Annotated in this window: 17 protein-coding genes; 7 read left to right on the forward strand and 10 right to left on the reverse strand. The window is 66.7% G+C overall.

Annotated elements, in window-relative coordinates; all coding sequences use genetic code 11:
• Positions 1-55 precede the first annotated feature (55 nt).
• From ACWIEX_RS01830 to ACWIEX_RS01855, 6 genes are all read right to left on the reverse strand, one after another.
• Positions 56-328, reverse strand: a complete 273-nt coding sequence (locus tag ACWIEX_RS01830) for a formate dehydrogenase subunit delta (protein ID WP_454031448.1) — start codon at positions 326-328, stop codon at positions 56-58.
• Positions 325-1,167: a formate dehydrogenase accessory sulfurtransferase FdhD gene (gene fdhD / locus ACWIEX_RS01835; protein ID WP_454031449.1), complete on the reverse strand. Its 843-nt coding sequence runs from the start codon at positions 1,165-1,167 to the stop codon at positions 325-327. The genes ACWIEX_RS01830 and fdhD overlap by 4 nt, the downstream gene beginning before the upstream one ends.
• Positions 1,154-4,036 (reverse strand): formate dehydrogenase subunit alpha, encoded by a 2,883-nt coding sequence (fdhF, locus tag ACWIEX_RS01840; RefSeq protein ID WP_454031450.1) that lies wholly within the window; start codon positions 4,034-4,036, stop codon positions 1,154-1,156. Before fdhF ends, fdhD begins: the two co-directional genes overlap by 14 nt.
• 10 nt (positions 4,037-4,046) lie before the next feature.
• Positions 4,047-5,612 (reverse strand): formate dehydrogenase beta subunit, encoded by a 1,566-nt coding sequence (locus tag ACWIEX_RS01845; protein ID WP_454031451.1) that lies wholly within the window; start codon positions 5,610-5,612, stop codon positions 4,047-4,049.
• Entirely contained in the window at positions 5,609-6,085 is a 477-nt protein-coding gene (locus ACWIEX_RS01850) for an NAD(P)H-dependent oxidoreductase subunit E (protein WP_454031452.1), read from the reverse strand. Before ACWIEX_RS01850 ends, ACWIEX_RS01845 begins: the two co-directional genes overlap by 4 nt.
• A gap of 227 nt (positions 6,086-6,312) precedes the next feature.
• Complete coding sequence (locus ACWIEX_RS01855; protein ID WP_248309238.1) at positions 6,313-7,227, reverse strand: LysR family transcriptional regulator; 915 nt, start codon at positions 7,225-7,227, stop codon at positions 6,313-6,315.
• 209 nt (positions 7,228-7,436) lie between these two features.
• Between ACWIEX_RS01855 and ACWIEX_RS01860 the strand changes: the two genes are divergently transcribed.
• Positions 7,437-8,468 (forward strand): LLM class flavin-dependent oxidoreductase, encoded by a 1,032-nt coding sequence (locus ACWIEX_RS01860; RefSeq protein ID WP_454031453.1) that lies wholly within the window; start codon positions 7,437-7,439, stop codon positions 8,466-8,468.
• Between the two features lie 233 nt (positions 8,469-8,701).
• Here the strand turns inward: ACWIEX_RS01860 and ACWIEX_RS01865 are convergent, their stop codons facing one another.
• Both ACWIEX_RS01865 and ACWIEX_RS01870 read right to left on the reverse strand, forming a co-directional pair.
• The gene (locus tag ACWIEX_RS01865; protein ID WP_293799234.1) at positions 8,702-9,199 is read right to left on the reverse strand and encodes an Lrp/AsnC family transcriptional regulator; all 498 of its coding nucleotides are present in this window, start codon (positions 9,197-9,199) and stop codon (positions 8,702-8,704) included.
• A gap of 7 nt (positions 9,200-9,206) precedes the next feature.
• The gene (locus ACWIEX_RS01870; RefSeq protein WP_454031454.1) at positions 9,207-9,431 is read right to left on the reverse strand and encodes a hypothetical protein; all 225 of its coding nucleotides are present in this window, start codon (positions 9,429-9,431) and stop codon (positions 9,207-9,209) included.
• On the opposite strand from ACWIEX_RS01870, the gene ACWIEX_RS01875 reads away from it, so the two are divergent.
• From ACWIEX_RS01875 to ACWIEX_RS01895, 5 genes are all read left to right on the forward strand, one after another.
• Positions 9,430-10,689 carry a 3-methyl-2-oxobutanoate dehydrogenase (2-methylpropanoyl-transferring) subunit alpha gene (locus ACWIEX_RS01875; RefSeq protein ID WP_454031455.1) on the forward strand — a complete coding sequence of 420 codons (1,260 nt, stop codon included), beginning with the start codon at positions 9,430-9,432 and terminating at the stop codon, positions 10,687-10,689. The genes ACWIEX_RS01870 and ACWIEX_RS01875 overlap by 2 nt on opposite strands.
• A gap of 4 nt (positions 10,690-10,693) precedes the next feature.
• Positions 10,694-11,710 carry an alpha-ketoacid dehydrogenase subunit beta gene (locus tag ACWIEX_RS01880; protein ID WP_454031456.1) on the forward strand — a complete coding sequence of 339 codons (1,017 nt, stop codon included), beginning with the start codon at positions 10,694-10,696 and terminating at the stop codon, positions 11,708-11,710.
• Positions 11,710-13,020 carry a dihydrolipoamide acetyltransferase family protein gene (locus ACWIEX_RS01885; RefSeq protein ID WP_454031457.1) on the forward strand — a complete coding sequence of 437 codons (1,311 nt, stop codon included), beginning with the start codon at positions 11,710-11,712 and terminating at the stop codon, positions 13,018-13,020. The genes ACWIEX_RS01880 and ACWIEX_RS01885 overlap by 1 nt, the downstream gene beginning before the upstream one ends.
• A 27-nt stretch (positions 13,021-13,047) precedes the next feature.
• Positions 13,048-14,445: a dihydrolipoyl dehydrogenase gene (lpdA, locus tag ACWIEX_RS01890; RefSeq protein WP_454031458.1), complete on the forward strand. Its 1,398-nt coding sequence runs from the start codon at positions 13,048-13,050 to the stop codon at positions 14,443-14,445.
• Between the two features lie 292 nt (positions 14,446-14,737).
• Positions 14,738-15,145 (forward strand): DUF983 domain-containing protein, encoded by a 408-nt coding sequence (locus ACWIEX_RS01895; RefSeq protein ID WP_454031459.1) that lies wholly within the window; start codon positions 14,738-14,740, stop codon positions 15,143-15,145.
• A 15-nt stretch (positions 15,146-15,160) separates the two neighbouring features.
• Here ACWIEX_RS01895 and ACWIEX_RS01900 read toward each other — a convergent pair whose 3' ends face one another.
• Entirely contained in the window at positions 15,161-16,522 is a 1,362-nt protein-coding gene (locus ACWIEX_RS01900; protein WP_454031460.1) for an aminotransferase-like domain-containing protein, read from the reverse strand.
• 169 nt (positions 16,523-16,691) lie between these two features.
• On the opposite strand from ACWIEX_RS01900, the gene ACWIEX_RS01905 reads away from it, so the two are divergent.
• Positions 16,692-17,180 carry an Lrp/AsnC family transcriptional regulator gene (locus ACWIEX_RS01905; RefSeq protein WP_113587173.1) on the forward strand — a complete coding sequence of 163 codons (489 nt, stop codon included), beginning with the start codon at positions 16,692-16,694 and terminating at the stop codon, positions 17,178-17,180.
• Positions 17,181-17,319: 139 nt separating this feature from the next.
• Here ACWIEX_RS01905 and mgrA read toward each other — a convergent pair whose 3' ends face one another.
• Complete coding sequence (gene mgrA, locus ACWIEX_RS01910; RefSeq protein WP_454031461.1) at positions 17,320-18,342, reverse strand: L-glyceraldehyde 3-phosphate reductase; 1,023 nt, start codon at positions 18,340-18,342, stop codon at positions 17,320-17,322.
• Between the last annotated feature and the right edge of the window lie 90 nt (positions 18,343-18,432).

The following is an 18,432-nucleotide window of genomic DNA, read 5'->3' on the forward strand; positions in this document are numbered from 1 at the left end:
AGGTTCCCAGCTCGTTGCACTCTCTCGATGCGCCGCCAGGGCGGCGGCTTAGGCGCTACCCTCCACGCCCCGGCCTGATCCGCGGCAGGGCGTGCCGCAGCAGGGGCGGGAGGTCCTCCGGCCGGTCTGCGAAGGCGGCGAGGAAGTCCCCGCGCATGCGCCCGGTCCAGAACTGGTTGATGTGGTCGGCGACGGAGGCGATGGCCTCCGCCTCCGGATAGGCCTTGAAGAAATCGGCGATCTGCCCGGCCATGCGCAGGAGCTTCGCAACGTTCTCCGCGTGGTGGTCGGCCGGAACGGGTTCTGTGGTCAGGCCGGTCTCCGTCATCGGGCGATGGTCTCGGGTTCGGGCGCCAGCGCACCGGTGAAGACGATGCAGCCATCGCGGCGCGCGACCGCGGCGAGCGTCAAGCCAAGATGCCGCGCACGCTCGATGGCGAGCGAGGTCGGTGCCGAGATCGCGACCAGCGTGCCGGCGCCGAAGATCGCCGCTTTCTCGACCATCTCGAAGGAGGCGCGGCTCGTGACGAGCAGGAAGCCTTCTTTCGCATCCGCTCCGGCGCGCAGGCGGGCGCCGATCAGCTTGTCGAGCGCGTTGTGGCGCCCGACATCCTCGCGCACTGCCAGGATCGCGCCGGAGCCATCGCACCAGGCGGCTGCATGGACGGCGCGGGTGAGCTGGCTCAGCGGCTGGTGCTTGTCGAGTTCCGCGAGCGCCGCCTCGATCGCCGCGGCGGATACGGCGCGGGACGCTCGCGATGCCGCATCGGCCATCGGGATTTCCGCGATGGTCTCGACCCCGCAGAGCCCGCAGGAGGTTCGGCCCGACAGGTTGCGCCGCCGTGCCAGATGCTCGCGGAAGCGGCCGGGTGCGAGCTCCACGGTGACGATCACGCCTTCGTCCTTTGGCTCGACGGCGATGCCGCGGATTTCGTCCGCGCCGCGCACGATGCCCTCGGTCAGGCTGAAGCCGGTGACGAAATCCTCGAGATCCGACGGGCTCGCCATCATCACCGCATAGGGCATGTTGCCGTAGACGATGTTGATGGGGGTCTCGACCGCGACCTCGATCTCGCGCGCGCCATCCATCGCCGCGCCGAAGCGCAGCGGCTGCGCCGTAACGGCGGCCGAGGCCGGCGGCTGTGCGGGCGGGTTATTCCGCGGCATCGGGCAGGCGTTCCGCGATCCGGCGCAAGGTCACGTCCTCCTCGAAATTCTTCTCCTGCCAGGCCGACCAGGCATTGGTGCGCCGGACGTCGACGGCGGTCACCTTGTATTCCGGACAGTTCGTCGCCCAGTCCGAATAGTCGGTGGTGATGACGTTGGCACCGGTCTTGGCGTGGTGGAAGGTGGTGTAGACCACGCCGGGTTGCATTCGCTCGGAAATCACCGCCCTTAGCGCGATATCGCCCGAGCGGCTGGCGAGCGCGACGAGATCGCCGTCGCGGATGCCGCGGCTTTCGGCATCGAAGGCGTGGATCTCCAGCACGTCCTCGTCATGCCAGGCACCGTTCTCGGTGCGCCGCGTCTGCGCGCCGACATTGTATTGCGAGAGGATGCGGCCCGTCGTGAGCAGCAGCGGGAAGCGCGGCCCTGTCCGTTCGTCGGTCGGGACGTATTCGGTGATCATGAACTTGCCCTTGCCGCGCACGAAACGGTCGACATGCATCAGGGGCGTGCCGGTCGGCGCCTTGTCGTTGCAGGGCCACTGCACCGAGCCGAGCTTTTCCAGCTTGTCGTAGGAGACGCCAGCGAAGCTCGGGGTTAGGCGCGCGATCTCGTCCATGATCTCGGAGGGATGGCTGTACGCCATCTCGTAGCCGAGGGCCCGCGCCAGCTCGATCGTGACCTGCCACTCGTCTTTGCCGGAGAGCGGCGCCATCACCTGGCGGACGCGGTTGATGCGCCGCTCGGCATTGGTGAAGGTGCCGTCCTTCTCCAGGAAGGAGGCGCCCGGCAGGAAGACATGGGCGTATTTCGCCGTCTCGTTCAGGAAGATGTCCTGGATGACGACGCATTCCATTGAGGCCAGGCCGGCCGTGACATGCTTGGTGTTGGGGTCGGATTGGGCGATGTCCTCGCCCTGGACATAGAGGCCCTTGAACGTGCCCTCGACGGCCTCGTCGAGCATGTTGTTGATGCGCAGGCCCTGCTCGGGATCGAGCGGCACGCCCCAGAGCATCTCGAAGACCTGCCGGGTCGAATCGTCGGAGACGTGGCGATAGCCCGAGAATTCGTGCGGGAAGGAGCCCATGTCGCAGGAGCCCTGGACATTGTTCTGCCCGCGCAGTGGATTGATGCCGACGCCGTCGCGCCCGATATTGCCGGTCGCCATGGCGAGATTGGCCATCGCCATCACCGTGGTCGAGCCCTGGCTATGCTCGGTGACGCCGAGCCCGTAATAGATCGCGCCATTGCCGCCGGTGGCATAGAGCCGCGCTGCGGCGCGCACATCGGCCGCAGGCACGCCGGTATAGGCCTCGCTCGCCTCCGGCGAATTCTCCTCGCGGGCGACGAAACGGGCCCAGTGCTCGAAATCGCCGAGATCGCAGCGCTCGCGGACATAGGCCTCGTCGATCAGCCCTTCGGTGACGACGACATGGCTGAGCGCATTGAGCAGCGCGACATTGGTGCCGGGGCGCAGCGGCAGGTGGTAGTCCGCCTTGATATGCGGCGACTGCACCATGTCGATCCGGCGGGGGTCGGCGACGATCAGGCGGGCGCCCTCGCGGATGCGCTTCTTCATCCGCGAGGCGAAGACCGGGTGGCCGTCGGTCGGGTTGGCGCCGATGACCAGGATGACGTCGGACTTCGCGACCGACTTGAAATCCTGCGTGCCGGCCGAGGTGCCCAGCGTCGTCCGCAGGCCATAGCCCGTCGGCGAATGGCAGACGCGGGCGCAGGTATCGACATTGTTGTTGCGGAAGGCGGCGCGCACCAGCTTCTGGACGAGGAAGACCTCCTCGTTGGTGCAGCGCGACGAAGTGATGGCGCCGACCGATTCACGGCCATATTTGGACTGGATGCGCTTGAACTCGCTGGCGGCGTAGTTGATCGCCTCTTCCCATGACACTTCGCGCCACGGATCGGTGATCTTCGCCCGGATCATCGGCTTGGTCATGCGGTCGGTATGGTTGGCATAGCCCCAGGCGAAGCGGCCCTTGACGCAGCTATGGCCTTCATTGGCCTTGCCGTCCTTGTAGGGCACCATGCGGATGACGCGGTCGCCCTGCATCTCCGCCTTGAACGAGCAGCCGACGCCGCAATAGGCGCAAGTCGTGACCACCGAATGCTCGGGCTGGCCGTGCTCGATGACCTTGTTCTCCATCAGCGTCGCAGTCGGGCAGGCTTGCACGCAGGCGCCGCAGGAGACGCATTCGGAGCCGAGGAAATCGGTCGGCCCCGCCGCGACACGGGACTCGAAGCCGCGCCCGGTGATCGTCAGCGCGAAGGTGCCCTGCACCTCCTCGCAAGCGCGCACGCAGCGATTGCAGACGATGCATTTCGAGGGGTCGTAGGTGAAATAGGGGTTGGACGTGTCCTGCGCCAGCCAGTTCTCGTTGACCGCGCCGTCCTTGCCTTTGGCGAAGACGTGGTTCTCGCCCTCGTAGCCATAGCGCACCTCGCGCAAGCCCACCGCGCCGGCCATGTCCTGCAATTCGCAATCGCCATTGGCCGAGCAGGTCAGGCAGTCCAGCGGGTGATCGGAGATATAGAGCTCCATCACGCCCTTGCGCAGTCCGGAGAGGTTCTCCGACTGGGTGCGGACGATCATGCCGTCTTCGGCCGGGGTCGTGCAGGACGCCGGCGTGCCGCGCCGCCCCTCGATCTCGACGAGGCAGAGCCGGCAGGAGCCGAAGGGTTCGAGCGAATCGGTGGCGCAGAGCTTGGGGATCTTGGTGCCCAGGCTCATCGCCGCTGCCATCACCGAGGTGCCGGCCGGCACCGTCACGCTCTGGCCGTCGATCGACAGCGTCACCGTCTTCTCGGAGAGGCGGATCGGCGTGCCGTAGTCGATTTCCTTGATCAGGCTCATCTCAGCCTCCTCACTCGGCCGCCAGAGGCAGCGGAGGACGGTCGAAATCCTCGGGGAAATGGTCGAGCGCACTCAGCACCGGCATCGGGGTCAAACCACCCATGGCGCAGAGCGAGGCATCGATCATCAGCTTCGAAAGGTCGCGCAATACGGCGATATTCTTCGGCACCTCGGCACCGGCGATGATCCGGTCCATCACCTCGACGCCGCGCGTCGCTCCAATGCGGCAGGGCGTGCACTTGCCGCAGCTTTCCTTGGCGCAGAACTCCATCGCAAAGCGCGCCTGCTTGGCCATGTCGACGCTGTCGTCGAAGACGACGATGCCGCCATGGCCGAGCATGGCGCGCATCGCGGCCAGCGCCTCGTAATCCATCTGCACGTCGAGCTGCCCCGCCGTAAGATAGGCGCCGAGCGGCCCGCCGACCTGCACCGCCCGGATCGGCCGGCCCGAGAGCGTGCCGCCGCCCATGTCCTCGATGATTTCGCGCAGCGAAATGCCGAAGGCGAGCTCGACCAGCCCGCCACGTTTGACATTGCCGCCGAGCTGGATCGGCAGCGTGCCGCGCGAGCGGCCCATGCCGTAATCGGCATAGGCCTGCGCGCCATGGTCCATGATCCACGGCACGGCGGCGAAGGAGAGCACGTTGTTGACGACGGTCGGCTTGCCGAACAGCCCTTGCAACGCCGGCAGCGGCGGCTTGGCCCGGACGACGGCACGCTTGCCTTCGAGGCTTTCGAGCAGCGAGGTCTCTTCGCCGCAGATATAGGCGCCCGCGCCGAGCCGCACTTCGAGATGGAAGGCGTGCTGCGAGCCCATCACCGAGGCGCCGATCAGCCCGGCCGCTTCCGCCTTCAGGATCGCGCGCTGGAGCGCGCGATGGGCATGCGGATATTCCGAGCGCAGATAGATGTAGCCGCGCGTCGCGCCGACCGCGATGGCCGCGATCGCCATGCCCTCGATCACGAGATAGGGGTCGCCTTCGAACAGCATGCGGTCGGCGAAGGTACCGCTATCGCCCTCGTCGGCGTTGCAGACGATGTATTTCTGTGTCGCGCTGGCGTCGTGGACGGTCTTCCACTTGATGCCGGTCGGGAAGCCGGCGCCGCCGCGGCCGCGCAGGCCCGATGCTTTCACGGCTTCGACGATCTCGCCGCCGGTCAGGCCGAGCGCCTTCTCCAGCCCCTTGAACCCGCCATGGGCGCGGTAATCCGCGATCGAGAGCGGATCGATGACGCCGACGCGCTCGAAGGTGAGCCGCTGCTGGCGCTTCATCCAGCCGAGCTCGTCGGTCTTGCCGAGGCACAAGGCGTGGGAGCCACCCGAGACCAGCCCGGCATCAAACAGCGAGGCGACGTCCTTCGCCGCGACGGGCCCGTAGGCGATGCGGCCTTCAGCCGTCTCGACCTCGACCAGCGGCTCCAGCCAGAGCATGCCGCGCGAGCCGTTGCGGATGATCTCGACGGAAAGCCCGCGCGCTGCCGCTTCATTGGCGACAGCCTGCGCAACCGCTTCCGCGCCGACCGAGAGGGCGGCGGCGTCGATGGGGACGAAGATGCGAACCGGGTTGGCGCTCATGAATGCGCCCTTCCGTGCTGGCAGAGCCCGGCGATGCGGGCGGCATCGACGCGCCCGATCAATTCGCCATCGACCAGGGCGGAAGGCCCGAGCGCGCAATTGCCGAGACAATACACCGTTTCGACGATGGCGTCGCCGGCATGGTGATCGTCGACCGCGATGCCGTGCTTGGCGGAGAGCTCTTCGACGACGCTTTCGCAGCCCAGCGCCTGGCAGGCCTCGGCCCGGCAGAGTTTGACGATGCGGGCCGGCTGCGGGGCGGTCTTGAAGTCGTGGTAGAAGGAGATCGCGCCATGGACCTCGGCGCGCGACAGGTTCAGTACCTCCGCGATCAATGGCACGGCCTGCGGGTCGACATAGCCGAACTCGTCCTGAAGGGCGTGCAGCATCGGCAGCGTGGCGCCTTCCAGATGCGCCAGACCGGCGACGATCATGCGTGCGCTGTCCTGATCCCAGGCCGGATAACCCGCCATCTTTCCTCCATAGGCCCGGTTCGCCGGGCGCTCGTTAAGGGGAGGGTGGTTGAAACTGGAATGATTTCAAATCGTTTCTTTCGAATGTGTGATAGATTTGGCCTATCAATACGGGCGAGGGACCGTCGTTGTTGACGCGGCAATTGCCAAGGGTGCTTCGAAAGTTTCGCCAAAGGTCGATTTTGCGCTGCACAATGCTGCGGTGCTTCTAAGACGATAGGCGAAGTCTATCGTACGATGGGCCGCCGCGGCAGTCCGGCATCGGTCACGGGCTTCGTCATCATCAGCAGGTTGCGGGCGAGCGGCGCCACCGGCTGACGGTCCGCCACGATCAGCCCGATCGTGCGCTGCGCCTCCGGCTCGACCAGCGACAGCGCCCTCGTGCCGAGCGGAACGCCGAAGAATTCCAGCAATTGCAGCGAGACGATGCTGGCGACGCCCTGGATGCCGGCATGCGAACAGAGGTTGAAGATCGAGTTGGTCTCGATCATCGGTCGCGGCGCGGTGCCAACCGAGCGGAAGATGCCGTCGATGATGCGCCGGTTCTGCATGTCGCCGGTGAGCAGGCAGAGCTTCTGCTCGGCCGCTTCGGCCCAGGTGATGGTATCGCGCGCGCCAAAGGGCCCATCCTCGCGCGTCAGCAGGACATAGGATTCCTGGTAGATCGGTTTCGAGATCACCCGGTCGAGCGGCTCGTTGTCGAGATAGGTCAGGCCGACATCGAGCTCGAAATCGTCGATGCCCTGCTGGATCTCCTGCGAGGTCAGCGACAGCACGGTCAGCGACACCGCCGGATAGCGCTCGGAGAAGGGCGCGGTGATATGGGCGATCATCGGCAGCGCCGTCGGGATCGCGCCGAGCCGGATGCGGCCGGAGACGCCCTCGCGCAATTCGGCGATCGAATCCTTCATCACCTCGGCCTCGGCCAGGATGCGCCTGGCATGGGCCAGCACGACCTCGCCCTCCTTGGTGAAGCCCTGGAAGCGGCGGCCGCGCTCGACGATCATCACGCCGAGCTCCTCCTCGAGCTGCACGATCGCGGCCGAGAGCGTCGGCTGCGAGACATGGCAGGCCTCGGCCGCGCGGCGGAAATGTTTTTCCCGCGCGAGCGCATCGAGATAGACAAGCTGGCGAATGATCATGGCGTCGGCTCGGAGGCGGCGGAGGTCGCCGCTCATCCGAGCATCGGCAGCTTGTGCGGGCGATGCAAGCGCGGCGGTTGCATTCGTGCAAACAGCCTGTTGCTGCCGGGGCAACGCCTGGAGAATTGCGCTGAGGCAATCCCGACCCTAACTCCCGGAAGCCGGGATGGCCGGCAGGCAAAGGGCTGCGCCGCGGCCTCGGGATGATCATGGCACAGGAACTGGAATTCGGGCTCGACACCTTCGGCGACGTCACCAACGGGGCGGACGGCAAGCCGCTGCCGCATGCGCAGGTGATCCGCAATCTCGTCGACGAAGCCGTTCTGGCCGATCAGGTCGGCATCGATTTCATCGGTGTCGGCGAGCATCACCGCGCCGATTTCGCGGTCTCCTCGCCCGAAGCGGTGCTCGCTGGCATGGCCACGCGCACCAGCCGGATCAAGCTCGGCTCGGCCGTGACCGTGCTGAGTTCGGATGACCCGGTCCGCGTTTTCCAGCGCTTCGCCACGGTCGATGCGCTCTCGAACGGGCGCGCCGAGATCATCCTCGGCCGGGGCTCCTTCACCGAGTCCTTTCCGCTCTTTGGGCTGGACCTGCGCGATTACGAGAAGCTGTTCGAGGAAAAGCTCGACCTCTTCGCCGGCCTGCTGCCGCAGGAGCCTTTGACCTGGCAGGGTTCGATCCGCCCGCCGCTCAAGGACCAGCTGGTCTATCCGCCGGTCGAGAACGGCCCGCTCAAGACCTGGATCGGCGTCGGCGGCAGCCCGGAATCGGTGGTCCGCGCGGTGCGCTACGACCTGCCCCTGATGCTCGCCATCATCGGCGGCGACCCGCTGCGCTTCAAGCCGTTCGTGGATCTCTACCACCGCGCTTATGGCCAGATCGGCAAGCCGGCCAAGCCCGTCGGCGTGCATTCGCCGGGCTATGTCGCGGCCACCGACGAGCAGGCCAAGGAGGAGTTCTTCCCGGCCTACAAGCAGATGCGCGATCGCATCGGCGCCGAGCGCGGCTGGCCGCCGATGGGCCGCGACGAGTTCGAGCAGGAGGTCGCGCGCGGCTCGCTCTATCTCGGCTCGCCCGAGACGGTGGCGCGCAAAATCGCTGCGACGGCCAAGGGACTGGGCATCGCCCGCTTCCAGCTGAAGTACAGCGCCGGGCCGCTGGCGCATGAGAAGGCCATGGAGTGCATCCGGCTCTATGGCGAGAAGGTCGTGCCGCTGGTGCGGGGGATGCTGGCCTGAGGTCTCCGTCCTCAATCGCGTCGTCATGGTCGGGCTTGTCCCGACCATCCACGTCTTCCTTCATTGGGGTGCGGTGTTCAAGACGTGGGTGCTCGCCACGAGGGCGAGCATGACGTCGAGGGCGTCATTCTCGGGCGAAGCGAAGCGTAGACCCGAGAATCTCAGGCAGAATGAGGCGAAAGGAGCCTCTTTCGCCAGGAGATGCTCGGGTCAAGCCCGAGCATGACGGCCTTTTACCCCACCACCTTCAACGGATCGACCGACAGCGTCCGCTTCAGCGCCCTGAGCCCAAACGTCGTCCGGGTCTGCCGGACCCCCGGAATGCGGTAGATCGTTCCGCGCAGGAAGCGCTCGTAATGGTCGGTGCCACTGACCACGACCTTGGCGAGATAATCGTATTCGCCAGTGACCAGATGCGCCTCGACCACCTCCGGCGCCCGGCTCAGCGCTTCGCCGCACTGGTCCAGAACCTGATCGTCGTGCTTGTCGAGCGTGATCTCGACGAAGACGATGTTGTTGTAGCCGAGCGCCTTGTGGTCAAGCAGCGCGACATATTTCTCGATCGCGCCGGATTCCTCCAAGCGCTTCACCCGCGTCCAGCAGGGCGAGGGCGAAAGCCCGACCTTTTCGGCCAGCGCCTGCGTCGTCAGCCGCCCGTCATCTCGCAACGCAGCGAGAATCTTGCGATCGATCAGATCGAGAGCAGGACCATTCTGGCTCTTTTTGTTCATCGAATGATCATTCTGGGAGTTGACGGTATTGCAGATGTTTCTTCTGCCTGATTTCACCCTTGCCGGCAAATTCGGAATGAACCTCCGAACCGTCCCCGCTAGCGTTGGTTGCAGGGGGAACGATCGCCGGCCGGCTGTGCACCTTCGCCCGCATCTCTGAAGAGCGCCACAGGCGCTTGCGGGATGCGCGCGAAGGCGGAATGCTGGCGGCGTCAGGGATGGAGGCGCTCATGAGCAGCGACAAGTCAGGCCAGGCGCCGGCAGCAACCCAGCCACTGCAATTCCATGTCCCGAAACCGGCGAGCCGCCCGGGCGAGAAGCCGGACTTCTCCCATGTCGTGATCCCGAAGGCGGGCTCGGTCGCGCGCCCGCCCGTCGATGTCGACCCCAAGGACATCCGCGATCTCGCCTATTCGATCATCCGCGTGCTCAACCGCGAAGGCGAGGCGGTTGGCCCCTGGGTGCCCGATCTCTCGCATGACGACCTGATCCGCGGCCTGCGCCACATGATGACGCTGCGCACCTTCGACGGGCGCATGCAGATGGCCCAGCGACAGGGCAAGACCTCGTTCTACATGCAGCACACGGGCGAGGAGGCGGTGAGCTGCGCTTTTCGCATCGCGCTCCAGCCCGGCGACATGAACTTCCCGACCTATCGCCAGGCCGGCCTGCTGATCGCGCACGACTACCCGCTCGTCGACATGATGTGCCAGATCTACTCGAACGAGCGCGACCCGATGAAGGGTCGGCAATTGCCGGTGATGTACTCCTCCAAGGAGCACGGCTTCTTCTCGATCTCGGGCAATCTCGCGACGCAATATGTCCAGGCGGTCGGTTGGGCGATGGCCTCGGCGATCAAGAACGACACCCGCATCGCCGCCGCCTGGATCGGCGACGGCTCGACGGCGGAATCGGATTTCCACGCCGCGCTCGTCTTCGCCTCGACCTACAAGGCGCCCGTCGTCCTCAACGTCGTCAACAACCAGTGGGCGATCTCGACCTTTCAGGGCATCGCGCGCGGCGGCTCCGGCACCTTCGCGGCGCGCGGCCTCGGCTTCGGCATCCCGGCGCTCCGCGTCGATGGCAATGACTACCTCGCGGTCTATGCGGTCGCGCAATGGGCGATCGAGCGGGCTCGCCGCAATCTCGGCCCGACGCTGGTCGAGTACGTCACCTATCGCGCTGGCGCCCATTCCACCTCGGATGACCCTTCCGCCTACCGTCCCAAGCACGAATCCGACGACTGGCCTCTGGGCGACCCGCTGATCCGCCTGAAGCAGCATCTGATTGCGGTCGGTGCCTGGTCGGAAGAGCGCCACAAGCAGGCGGAGGCCGAGATCCTCGCCACCGTCATCGCGGCGCAGAAGGAGGCCGAGAGCTTCGGCACGCTGCATTCCGGCGGCAAGCCCTCGGCCCGCGACATCTTCGAGGACGTCTATGCCGAGCTGCCGCCGCATCTGCGCCGCCAGCGCCAGCAGATCGGAGTCTGACGCGATGCCACGCATGACGATGATCGAGGCGATCCGCTCCGCCATGGATGTCTCCATGGGCCGCGACGACGATGTCGTGGTCTTCGGCGAGGATGTCGGCTTCTTCGGCGGCGTCTTCCGCTGCACCCATGGGCTGCAGCAGAAATACGGGGTGTCCCGCTGCTTCGACGCGCCGATCAGCGAGGCCGGCATCGTCGGCACCGCGATCGGCATGGCCTCCTACGGCCTAAAACCCTGCATCGAGATCCAGTTCGCCGACTACATGTACCCGGCCTATGACCAGATTGTCTCCGAGGCCGCCCGCCTGCGCTACCGCTCGGCCGGGGATTTCACCTGCCCGCTGGTGATCCGCATGCCGACCGGCGGCGGCATCTTCGGCGGCCAGACCCATAGCCAGAGCCCGGAAGCGCTCTTCACTCATGTCTCCGGCCTGAAGACGATCGTCCCGTCGAACCCTTACGACGCCAAGGGCCTGCTGATCGCCGCGATCGAGGACCCCGACCCGGTGATCTTCCTGGAGCCGAAGCGGCTCTATAACGGCCCCTTCGACGGCCATCATGACCGGCCGGTCACGGCCTGGTCGAAGCATGAGCTCGCCGAGGTGCCGGAGGGCCATTACACCGTGCCGCTCGGCAAGGCGGTGACGCGGCGCGAGGGCTCGGCCGTCACCATCCTCGCCTATGGCACCATGGTCCATGTCGCGTTGGCCGCTGCCGAGGATACCGGCATCGATGCTGAGGTCATTGACCTGCGCACGCTGGTTCCGCTCGATCTCGAAGCGATTCTGACTTCGGTCCAGAAGACCGGCCGCTGCATCGTGCTGCACGAGGCGACCCTGACCTCCGGCTTCGGCGGCGAGCTGGCCGCATTGGTGCAGGAACACTGCTTCTACCATTTGGAGGCGCCGGTGATGCGCGTCACCGGCTGGGATACGCCCTATCCGCATGCGCAGGAATGGGACTATTTCCCCGGGCCCGCCCGCCTCGGACAGGCGCTGCGCGACATCATGGAGGCACGCTGATGGCCGAGCGCATCATCAAGCTGCCGGATGTCGGCGAAGGCATCGCGGAAGCCGAGCTCGTCGAGTGGCACGTCAAGGTCGGCGACATCGTCCGCGAGGACGACCTGCTCGCCGCCGTGATGACCGACAAGGCGACGGTGGAGATTCCCTCGCCGGTTGAGGGCGAAGTCACCTGGGTCGGCGCCGAGGTCGGCGACACCGTGGCGATCGGCTCGGCCATCGTGAAGCTCAAGGTCGCGGGCGAGGCTGGTGCTGCGGCTGAAGAGCCTGCCGAAGACCAACCTGCCGAGAAGGCGGCGTCGACTCCCGCCGCTCCGCAGCCCAAGGCCGCCGAAAAGCCTGCTGCGCCTGCCGCTCCCGCCAAGCCGGTTGCACCGCCTCAGCCAGCCCCCAAGCCGGCGCGCGCCGACGCACCCCCCGCCCAACGCCGTGCGCCGGGCGAGAAGCCGCTGGCCTCGCCGGCCGTGCGCCTGAAGGCGCGCGAGGCCGGGGTCGATCTGCGCCAGGTCCAGGGCACGGGTCCTGCCGGGCGGATCAGCCATCAGGATATCGACGCTTTCCTTCTGCGCGGCCCGGAGCCGGCCCGTGGCGGCGGGCTCGTCGAGCAGAGCGCCGTCACCGAGGTCAAGATCGTCGGCCTGCGCCGTCGCATCGCCGAGAAGATGGCGCTGTCGAAATCGCGCATCCCGCACATCACAATCGTCGAGGAGGTGAATGTCTCAGCCCTGGAGGATCTGCGCGCGACGCTGAACAAGAAGCCGACGCCGGAGCGGCCGAAGTTGACGCTCTTGCCCTTCCTGATGCGCGCCATGGTCAAGGCGCTCGCCGAGCAGCCGGCGCTGAACGCACTCTATGACGATGATGCCGGCATCGTGCGCCAGCATGCCGCGATCAATATCGGCATCGCCACGCAGACGCCGACCGGCCTGATCGTGCCGGTGGTGAAGCACGCCGAGGCCCGCGATCTCTGGGGCTGCGGCATCGAGCTCGCCCGCCTCGCCGAGCGCGGCCGCGACGGCACCGCGACCCGCGACGAGCTGACCGGCTCGACCATCACCATCACTTCGCTCGGCGCGCTCGGCGGCATCGCCACGACCCCCGTGATCAACTACCCGGAAGTCGCCATCGTCGGCGTCAACAAGATGGTCGTGCGCCCGGTCTGGGACGGCACCACCTTCGTGCCGCGCAAGATGATGAACCTCTCTTCCAGCTTCGACCACCGCGTCGTCGACGGCTGGGACGCCGCCGTGTTCGTGCAGCGGCTGAAGGAGCTGCTGGAGAACCCGGCCACGCTCTTCGTGGATATGTGAGGGGCGTGCCATGACCGAGATCGAGCCATGACAGAAATTACTTGCAAGCTCCTCGTCATCGGCGCCGGCCCCGGCGGCTATGTCTGCGCCATCCGCGCCGGCCAGCTCGGCATCGACACCGTCATCGTCGAGAGCACCAAACTCGGCGGAAGCTGCCTCAATGTCGGCTGCATCCCGTCGAAGGCGATGATCCATGTCGCCGAGGAGTTCGAGAAGGCGGCCGAGGCCGCCGCCGGCAAGACGCCGTTCGGCCTCACCGCGGCCGAGCCGAAGCTCGACCTGAAGCAGGCGGTGGCCTGGAAGGACGGCATCGTCCAGCGGCTCAACAACGGCGTCGCCGGCCTGTTGCGCAAGGCCAAGGTCAAGATCGTCCATGGCAAGGCCCGCTTCCGCGACGGCAAGACCGTCGTGGTCGAGACCGAGACCGGCCCCAAGACGATCCAGGCCGAGGCCATCGTCATCGCCACCGGCTCGGCCCCGGTCGAATTGCCCTTCCTGCCCTTCGGCGGCAACGTGATCTCCTCGACCGGCGCGCTGGCGCTGACCGAGGTGCCGAAGCGCCTCGTCGTGGTCGGCGGCGGCTATATCGGGTTGGAGCTTGGCACGGCCTTCGCCAAGCTCGGCGCCAAGGTCACGGTCGTCGAGGCGCAGGACAAGATCCTGCCGCTCTACGATGCGGAACTGACCGGCCCGATCTCCAAGCGCCTGACCGCGCTCGGCGTCGAGGTGCTCACCGGCGCCAAGGCGCTCGGGCCTACGCCCAAGGGTGACGGCCTGCGCATCGAGACGGCGGACGGCAAGGAGCGCAGTCTCCCGGCCGACAAGATCCTCGTCACGGTCGGCCGCAAGCCGGTCACCGATGGTCTCGGGCTTGAGAACCTCGTGCTCGACATGGATGGCCGCTTCATCCGCATCGGCGAGCGTTGCGAGACCGCGATGCGCGGCATCTATGCGATCGGCGACGTCACCGGCGAGCCGATGCTGGCGCATCGCGCCATGGCGCAGGGCGAGATGGTGGCGGAGATCGTCGCCGGCCTGCCGCGCGCCTGGGACAAGCGCGGCATCGCGGCGATCTGTTTCACCGATCCCGAGATCGTCTCGGTCGGCCTCTCGCCGGACGAGGCCAAGCGCGCCGGCCATGAGCTGAAGATTGGCCAGTTCCCCTTCGCCGCCAATGGCCGCGCCATGACCCGCCACGCCGAGGCCGGCTTCGTCCGCGTCGTCGCGCAGGCCGGCAGCGAACTCGTGCTCGGCATTCAGGCGGTGGGCTCAGGCGTCTCGGAATTGTCGGCAGTCTTCGGGCTCGCGATCGAGATGGGTGCGACCTTGCAGGATATCGCCGGCACGATCCACGCCCATCCGACGCTGGGCGAGGCCTTCCCGGAAGCCGCGATGAAGGCGCTGGGTCACGCGCTGCATATCTGAGCTGGGTGGGGTGACGCTCTCCCAACAAGGGCGCGGGTCATCCCGGACGGAGCGAAGCGAAGATCCGGGATCCATTCCGGAACCTCACCGAGACATGTTCCGGAATGGATCCCGGGTCTCCCTGCGGTCGCCCGGGATGACTCGCTTTTGGTTCTGGCAGGGGACAGCCATAGCCCCGCGACCGATGCGCGCAGCGTGCCAGCTAAGATGCATACAATCTTGACATTGTCTTCATCGAGCGCGATCTGAGGGGCGACGCCGAGCGAACGGCGCCGTCCCGAGGAGAACCTCCATGTCCGGCGAGCATTGGCCGCCACTCTCTCCGCTCAAGACCGGCCTGCGCGGCCGCTGCCCGCGCTGCGGGCAGGGCAAGATGTTCGAAGGCTTCCTGAAGCTGAAGCCGAAATGCGAGAATTGCGGCCTGGATTATGCCTTCGCCGATCCCGCCGACGGCCCGGCCTTCTTCGTGATGATGTTCCTCTGCATTCCGGCCGTGGCGTTCCCGCTCTGGCTGGAATTGAGCTACAATCCACCGACCTGGGTGCATCTAGTCACGACGCTGCCGCTTATCCTGCTGACCTGCATCCCGCCCCTGCAGCCCCTCAAGGGCTGGCTGATCGCCTCGCAATATTTCCACAAGGCGGAGGAGGGCCGGCTCGCCCGCCCGGTGCCGCAGGACAAGCCGCTCGCCTCGAACTGAGGAGGGCCGGCGTGCTCAGCCTCCGTCGCGGATCAATCCGGCGAGCAGGCCGAGCGCTTCCGCCAGCCGCGCCCGTTCCGGAATTGCACCCAGCGCAATCCGGATTGCGTCCGGCGCCACGCCGCCCGTGCTGAAGGCATCGGCGGCCATCACGCCAAGCCTGGCCTCGCGGGCACGCTCGATCAATCGGTGGCGTGCCCAATGGGCGGGCAGGGGCTGCCAGACATGCAGGGCATGCGGATGAGCCTGCATCGTCTCGGGCAGGATCTCCCGCGCCAGCGATTGCCGTTCTGCCGCCTCGCGCCGCACGCCGTCCAGCAGGTCTTTCGCTGCGCCGATCCTGATCCAATGCGCCGCGAGCGCCGTCATCAGGGGGGCGGGCATCAGTGCTGTCGCCCGCAATGCGCCCAGGAAGGCCGCGCTGTCGGTTCCATCCGGCATGATGACAAAAGCAGTGCGCAGGCCGGGCGTCAGCACCTTCGACAAGGTCGCGACATGCCATGTCCGCTCGGGCGCCAGCGCTGCCAGCGGCACGGGCGCATCGCCCGCGAGCAGGCTGTAGGGGTCGTCCTCGATCAGGGTGAGATCACGCTTGCGGGCGACGGCGATGAGGTCGATGCGGCGTCTTTCCGGGATCGTGGTGCAGGTCGGGTTCTGCAGCGTCGGCGTCAGCGCGAACAGCCTCGCGTCGTAGCGGCCGGCGGCCTCGTCGAGCGCATCCGGGAGCGGGCCGTTTTCATCGCTTGCGACCGGAGTCATCGCGAGCCCGCATTGCCGCGCCGCACCGATCAGGCCGGGATAGGCCAGCGGCTCCATCAGGATCGTCTCGCCGGGCCGGGCCAGCAGCGAGAGCAGGGCGTTCAGCCCGGTCTGAGCGCCCGGCACCACGGCGATCCGCTGCGGCGCAATCGCTCCCATCAATGGCGAGAGCCATGCCGCGCCGGCTGCGCGCTCCGCGAGAGAGCCGGCCCCGCCATGATAGTTCATCAACTGGTCGGCATCGCTGCGCGCCAAAATCTCGGCGATGCCGCGCTGCATGAGCTCGCCGAGCCGCAGGCCCTTCGGTGCCGGCGGGATCGTCATGCTGAGGTCGAGCGGCGGGCCTTCCTGCTCCTGCCGTGCCGAGATGAAGGAGCCGCGCCCGGTCACCGCATCGATCAAGCCGCGCTCGCGGGCCTCGCCGAAGGCGCGCGTCACCGTGGTGAGGTCGACCGCGAGATGCTCGGCGAGCCGGCGCTGCGGCGGCAACCGGTCGCCCGGCCGCAGCCGCCCGCTTGCCACGGCCTGTTCGAGCTGCGTGACGATCTGCAGATAGCGCGGCCCCGCTGCCGGATCGAGCCGGCCGGTCCAGTGAAGCCCGTCATCGCTGTCAGCCATCGCCAAGTTGATTTCCATACATTCATTGGATTGTAGGCATCGCATAGCGCGGCCGGGCTCCCCACACCAGTGCCATGCCGTCGCCGCTGCTCGCTTTCACAGAGATGCCGGTAGTCGCGGTTGGCCTGTCCTGTCATAGAGCGAGCTCAGCCGGGACCGGAGACAGGGCATGGCACGCCTGCGCCTCGATGCGCTCGACCGCAAGATCATCGCGGAATTGCAGATCAATTCGCGCCTCTCGGTGCAGGATCTGGCCGAGCGGGTGGGCCTGTCAGCCTCGCCCTGCGCGCGGCGTATCCGTATCCTGGAGGAGGCCGGTGTCATCACCGGCTATGCCGCGATCATCGACCAGACCAAGGTCGGCCTGCCGATCAGCGTCTTCGTCTCGATCAAGCTGGAGCGCCAGCGCGAGGACGAGCTCGACCGCTTCTCGCAGGCCGTGGCGCGTTGGCCCGAGGTGGTCGACTGCTATCTGATGACCGGCCAGCGCGATTATCTGCTGCGGATCGTGGTGCGCGACCTGCCGGCCTATGAGCGCTTCCTCAAGGACAAGCTGACACGCCTCGACGGCGTCGCCTCGATCGAGTCGAGTTTTGCGCTGGGCCAGGTGAAGCGCTCCAGCGCGCTCCCGATCGCGGCGGTGCCCGAGGAGGACTAGGGGGCGCCTCTCACGACCTGTCATCCCGGACAAGCAGCAAAGCTGCGCCGATCCGGGATCCATGCCTGAACCGTTCCGGAATGGATCCCGGGTCTCCCTTCGGTCGCCCGGGATGACAGCGGAACGGTGGGAAGGTCTTCTACCGCTCCGCCGAAGCCGCCCAGATATTGATCCCGCCATCGACCGCATGCCTGTCGATCGCCGCCAGCTCTTCCGCCGAAAATTCCGGATTCTTCAGAGCCGCGACGCAATCGCTCACCTGCTCCGGCCGGCTCGCGCCGATCAGGGCGGAAGTGACGCGCCCGCCGCGCAGCACCCAGGCGATCGCCATCTGGGCGAGGCTCTGGCCACGCGCCGCCGCGATCTCGTTCAGCGCCGCGATGCTCTTGAGATTGTCATCGCTGAGGAAGCCGTCGCGGAAGGAGGGCGCCTTCTTGTCGGCGCGGCTGCCGGCGGGCACGCCCTTCAGGTACTTGTCGGTCAGCATGCCCTGCGCCAGCGGCGAGAACACGATCGAGCCGATCCCTTCCGCGTCGAGCGTGTCGAGCAACCCGTCCTGTTCGATCCAGCGATTGAGCATCGAATAGCTCGGCTGGTGGATCAGGCAGGGCGTGCCGAGCCGGCGCAGGATCGCGACAGCCTCCTGCGTCCGCTTCGCATTATAGGAGGAGAGCCCGACATAGAGCGCCTTGCCCTGGCGCACGATCGAGTCGAGCGCGCCCATCGTCTCTTCCAGCGGCGTGTTCGGATCGAAGCGGTGCGAGTAGAAGATGTCGACATAGTCGAGCTTCATCCGCTTCAGGCTCTGGTCGAGGCTGGAGATCAGGTATTTGCGGCTGCCCCATTCGCCATAGGGGCCGGGCCACATCCGGTAGCCGGCCTTGGTCGAGATCACGAGCTCGTCGCGATAACCCGCGAAATCCTGCTGGAGAATCTCGCCGAAGGCGGTCTCGGCCGAGCCCGGCGGGGGGCCGTAATTATTGGCAAGGTCGAAATGGGTGATGCCGAGATCGAAGGCGGTGCGGCAGATCTCGCGCATATTGGCGTGATTGCCGGTCTCGCCGAAATTCTGCCAGAGGCCGAGCGAGAGCGCCGACAATTGCAGCCCGCTGCGGCCGCAGCGGTTATAGCGCATCGCGTCATAGCGGTTCGGATTGACCATGGCTCGGCCCTCTCAATCGATTGAAACGGAGCGTAAAATGAAGGCCCGGTGGCGTTCGGTCCACCGGGCCTCGTTGTCGCTGTAACCTCG

The organism is Allobosea sp. NPDC055353 (genome assembly GCF_053644975.1).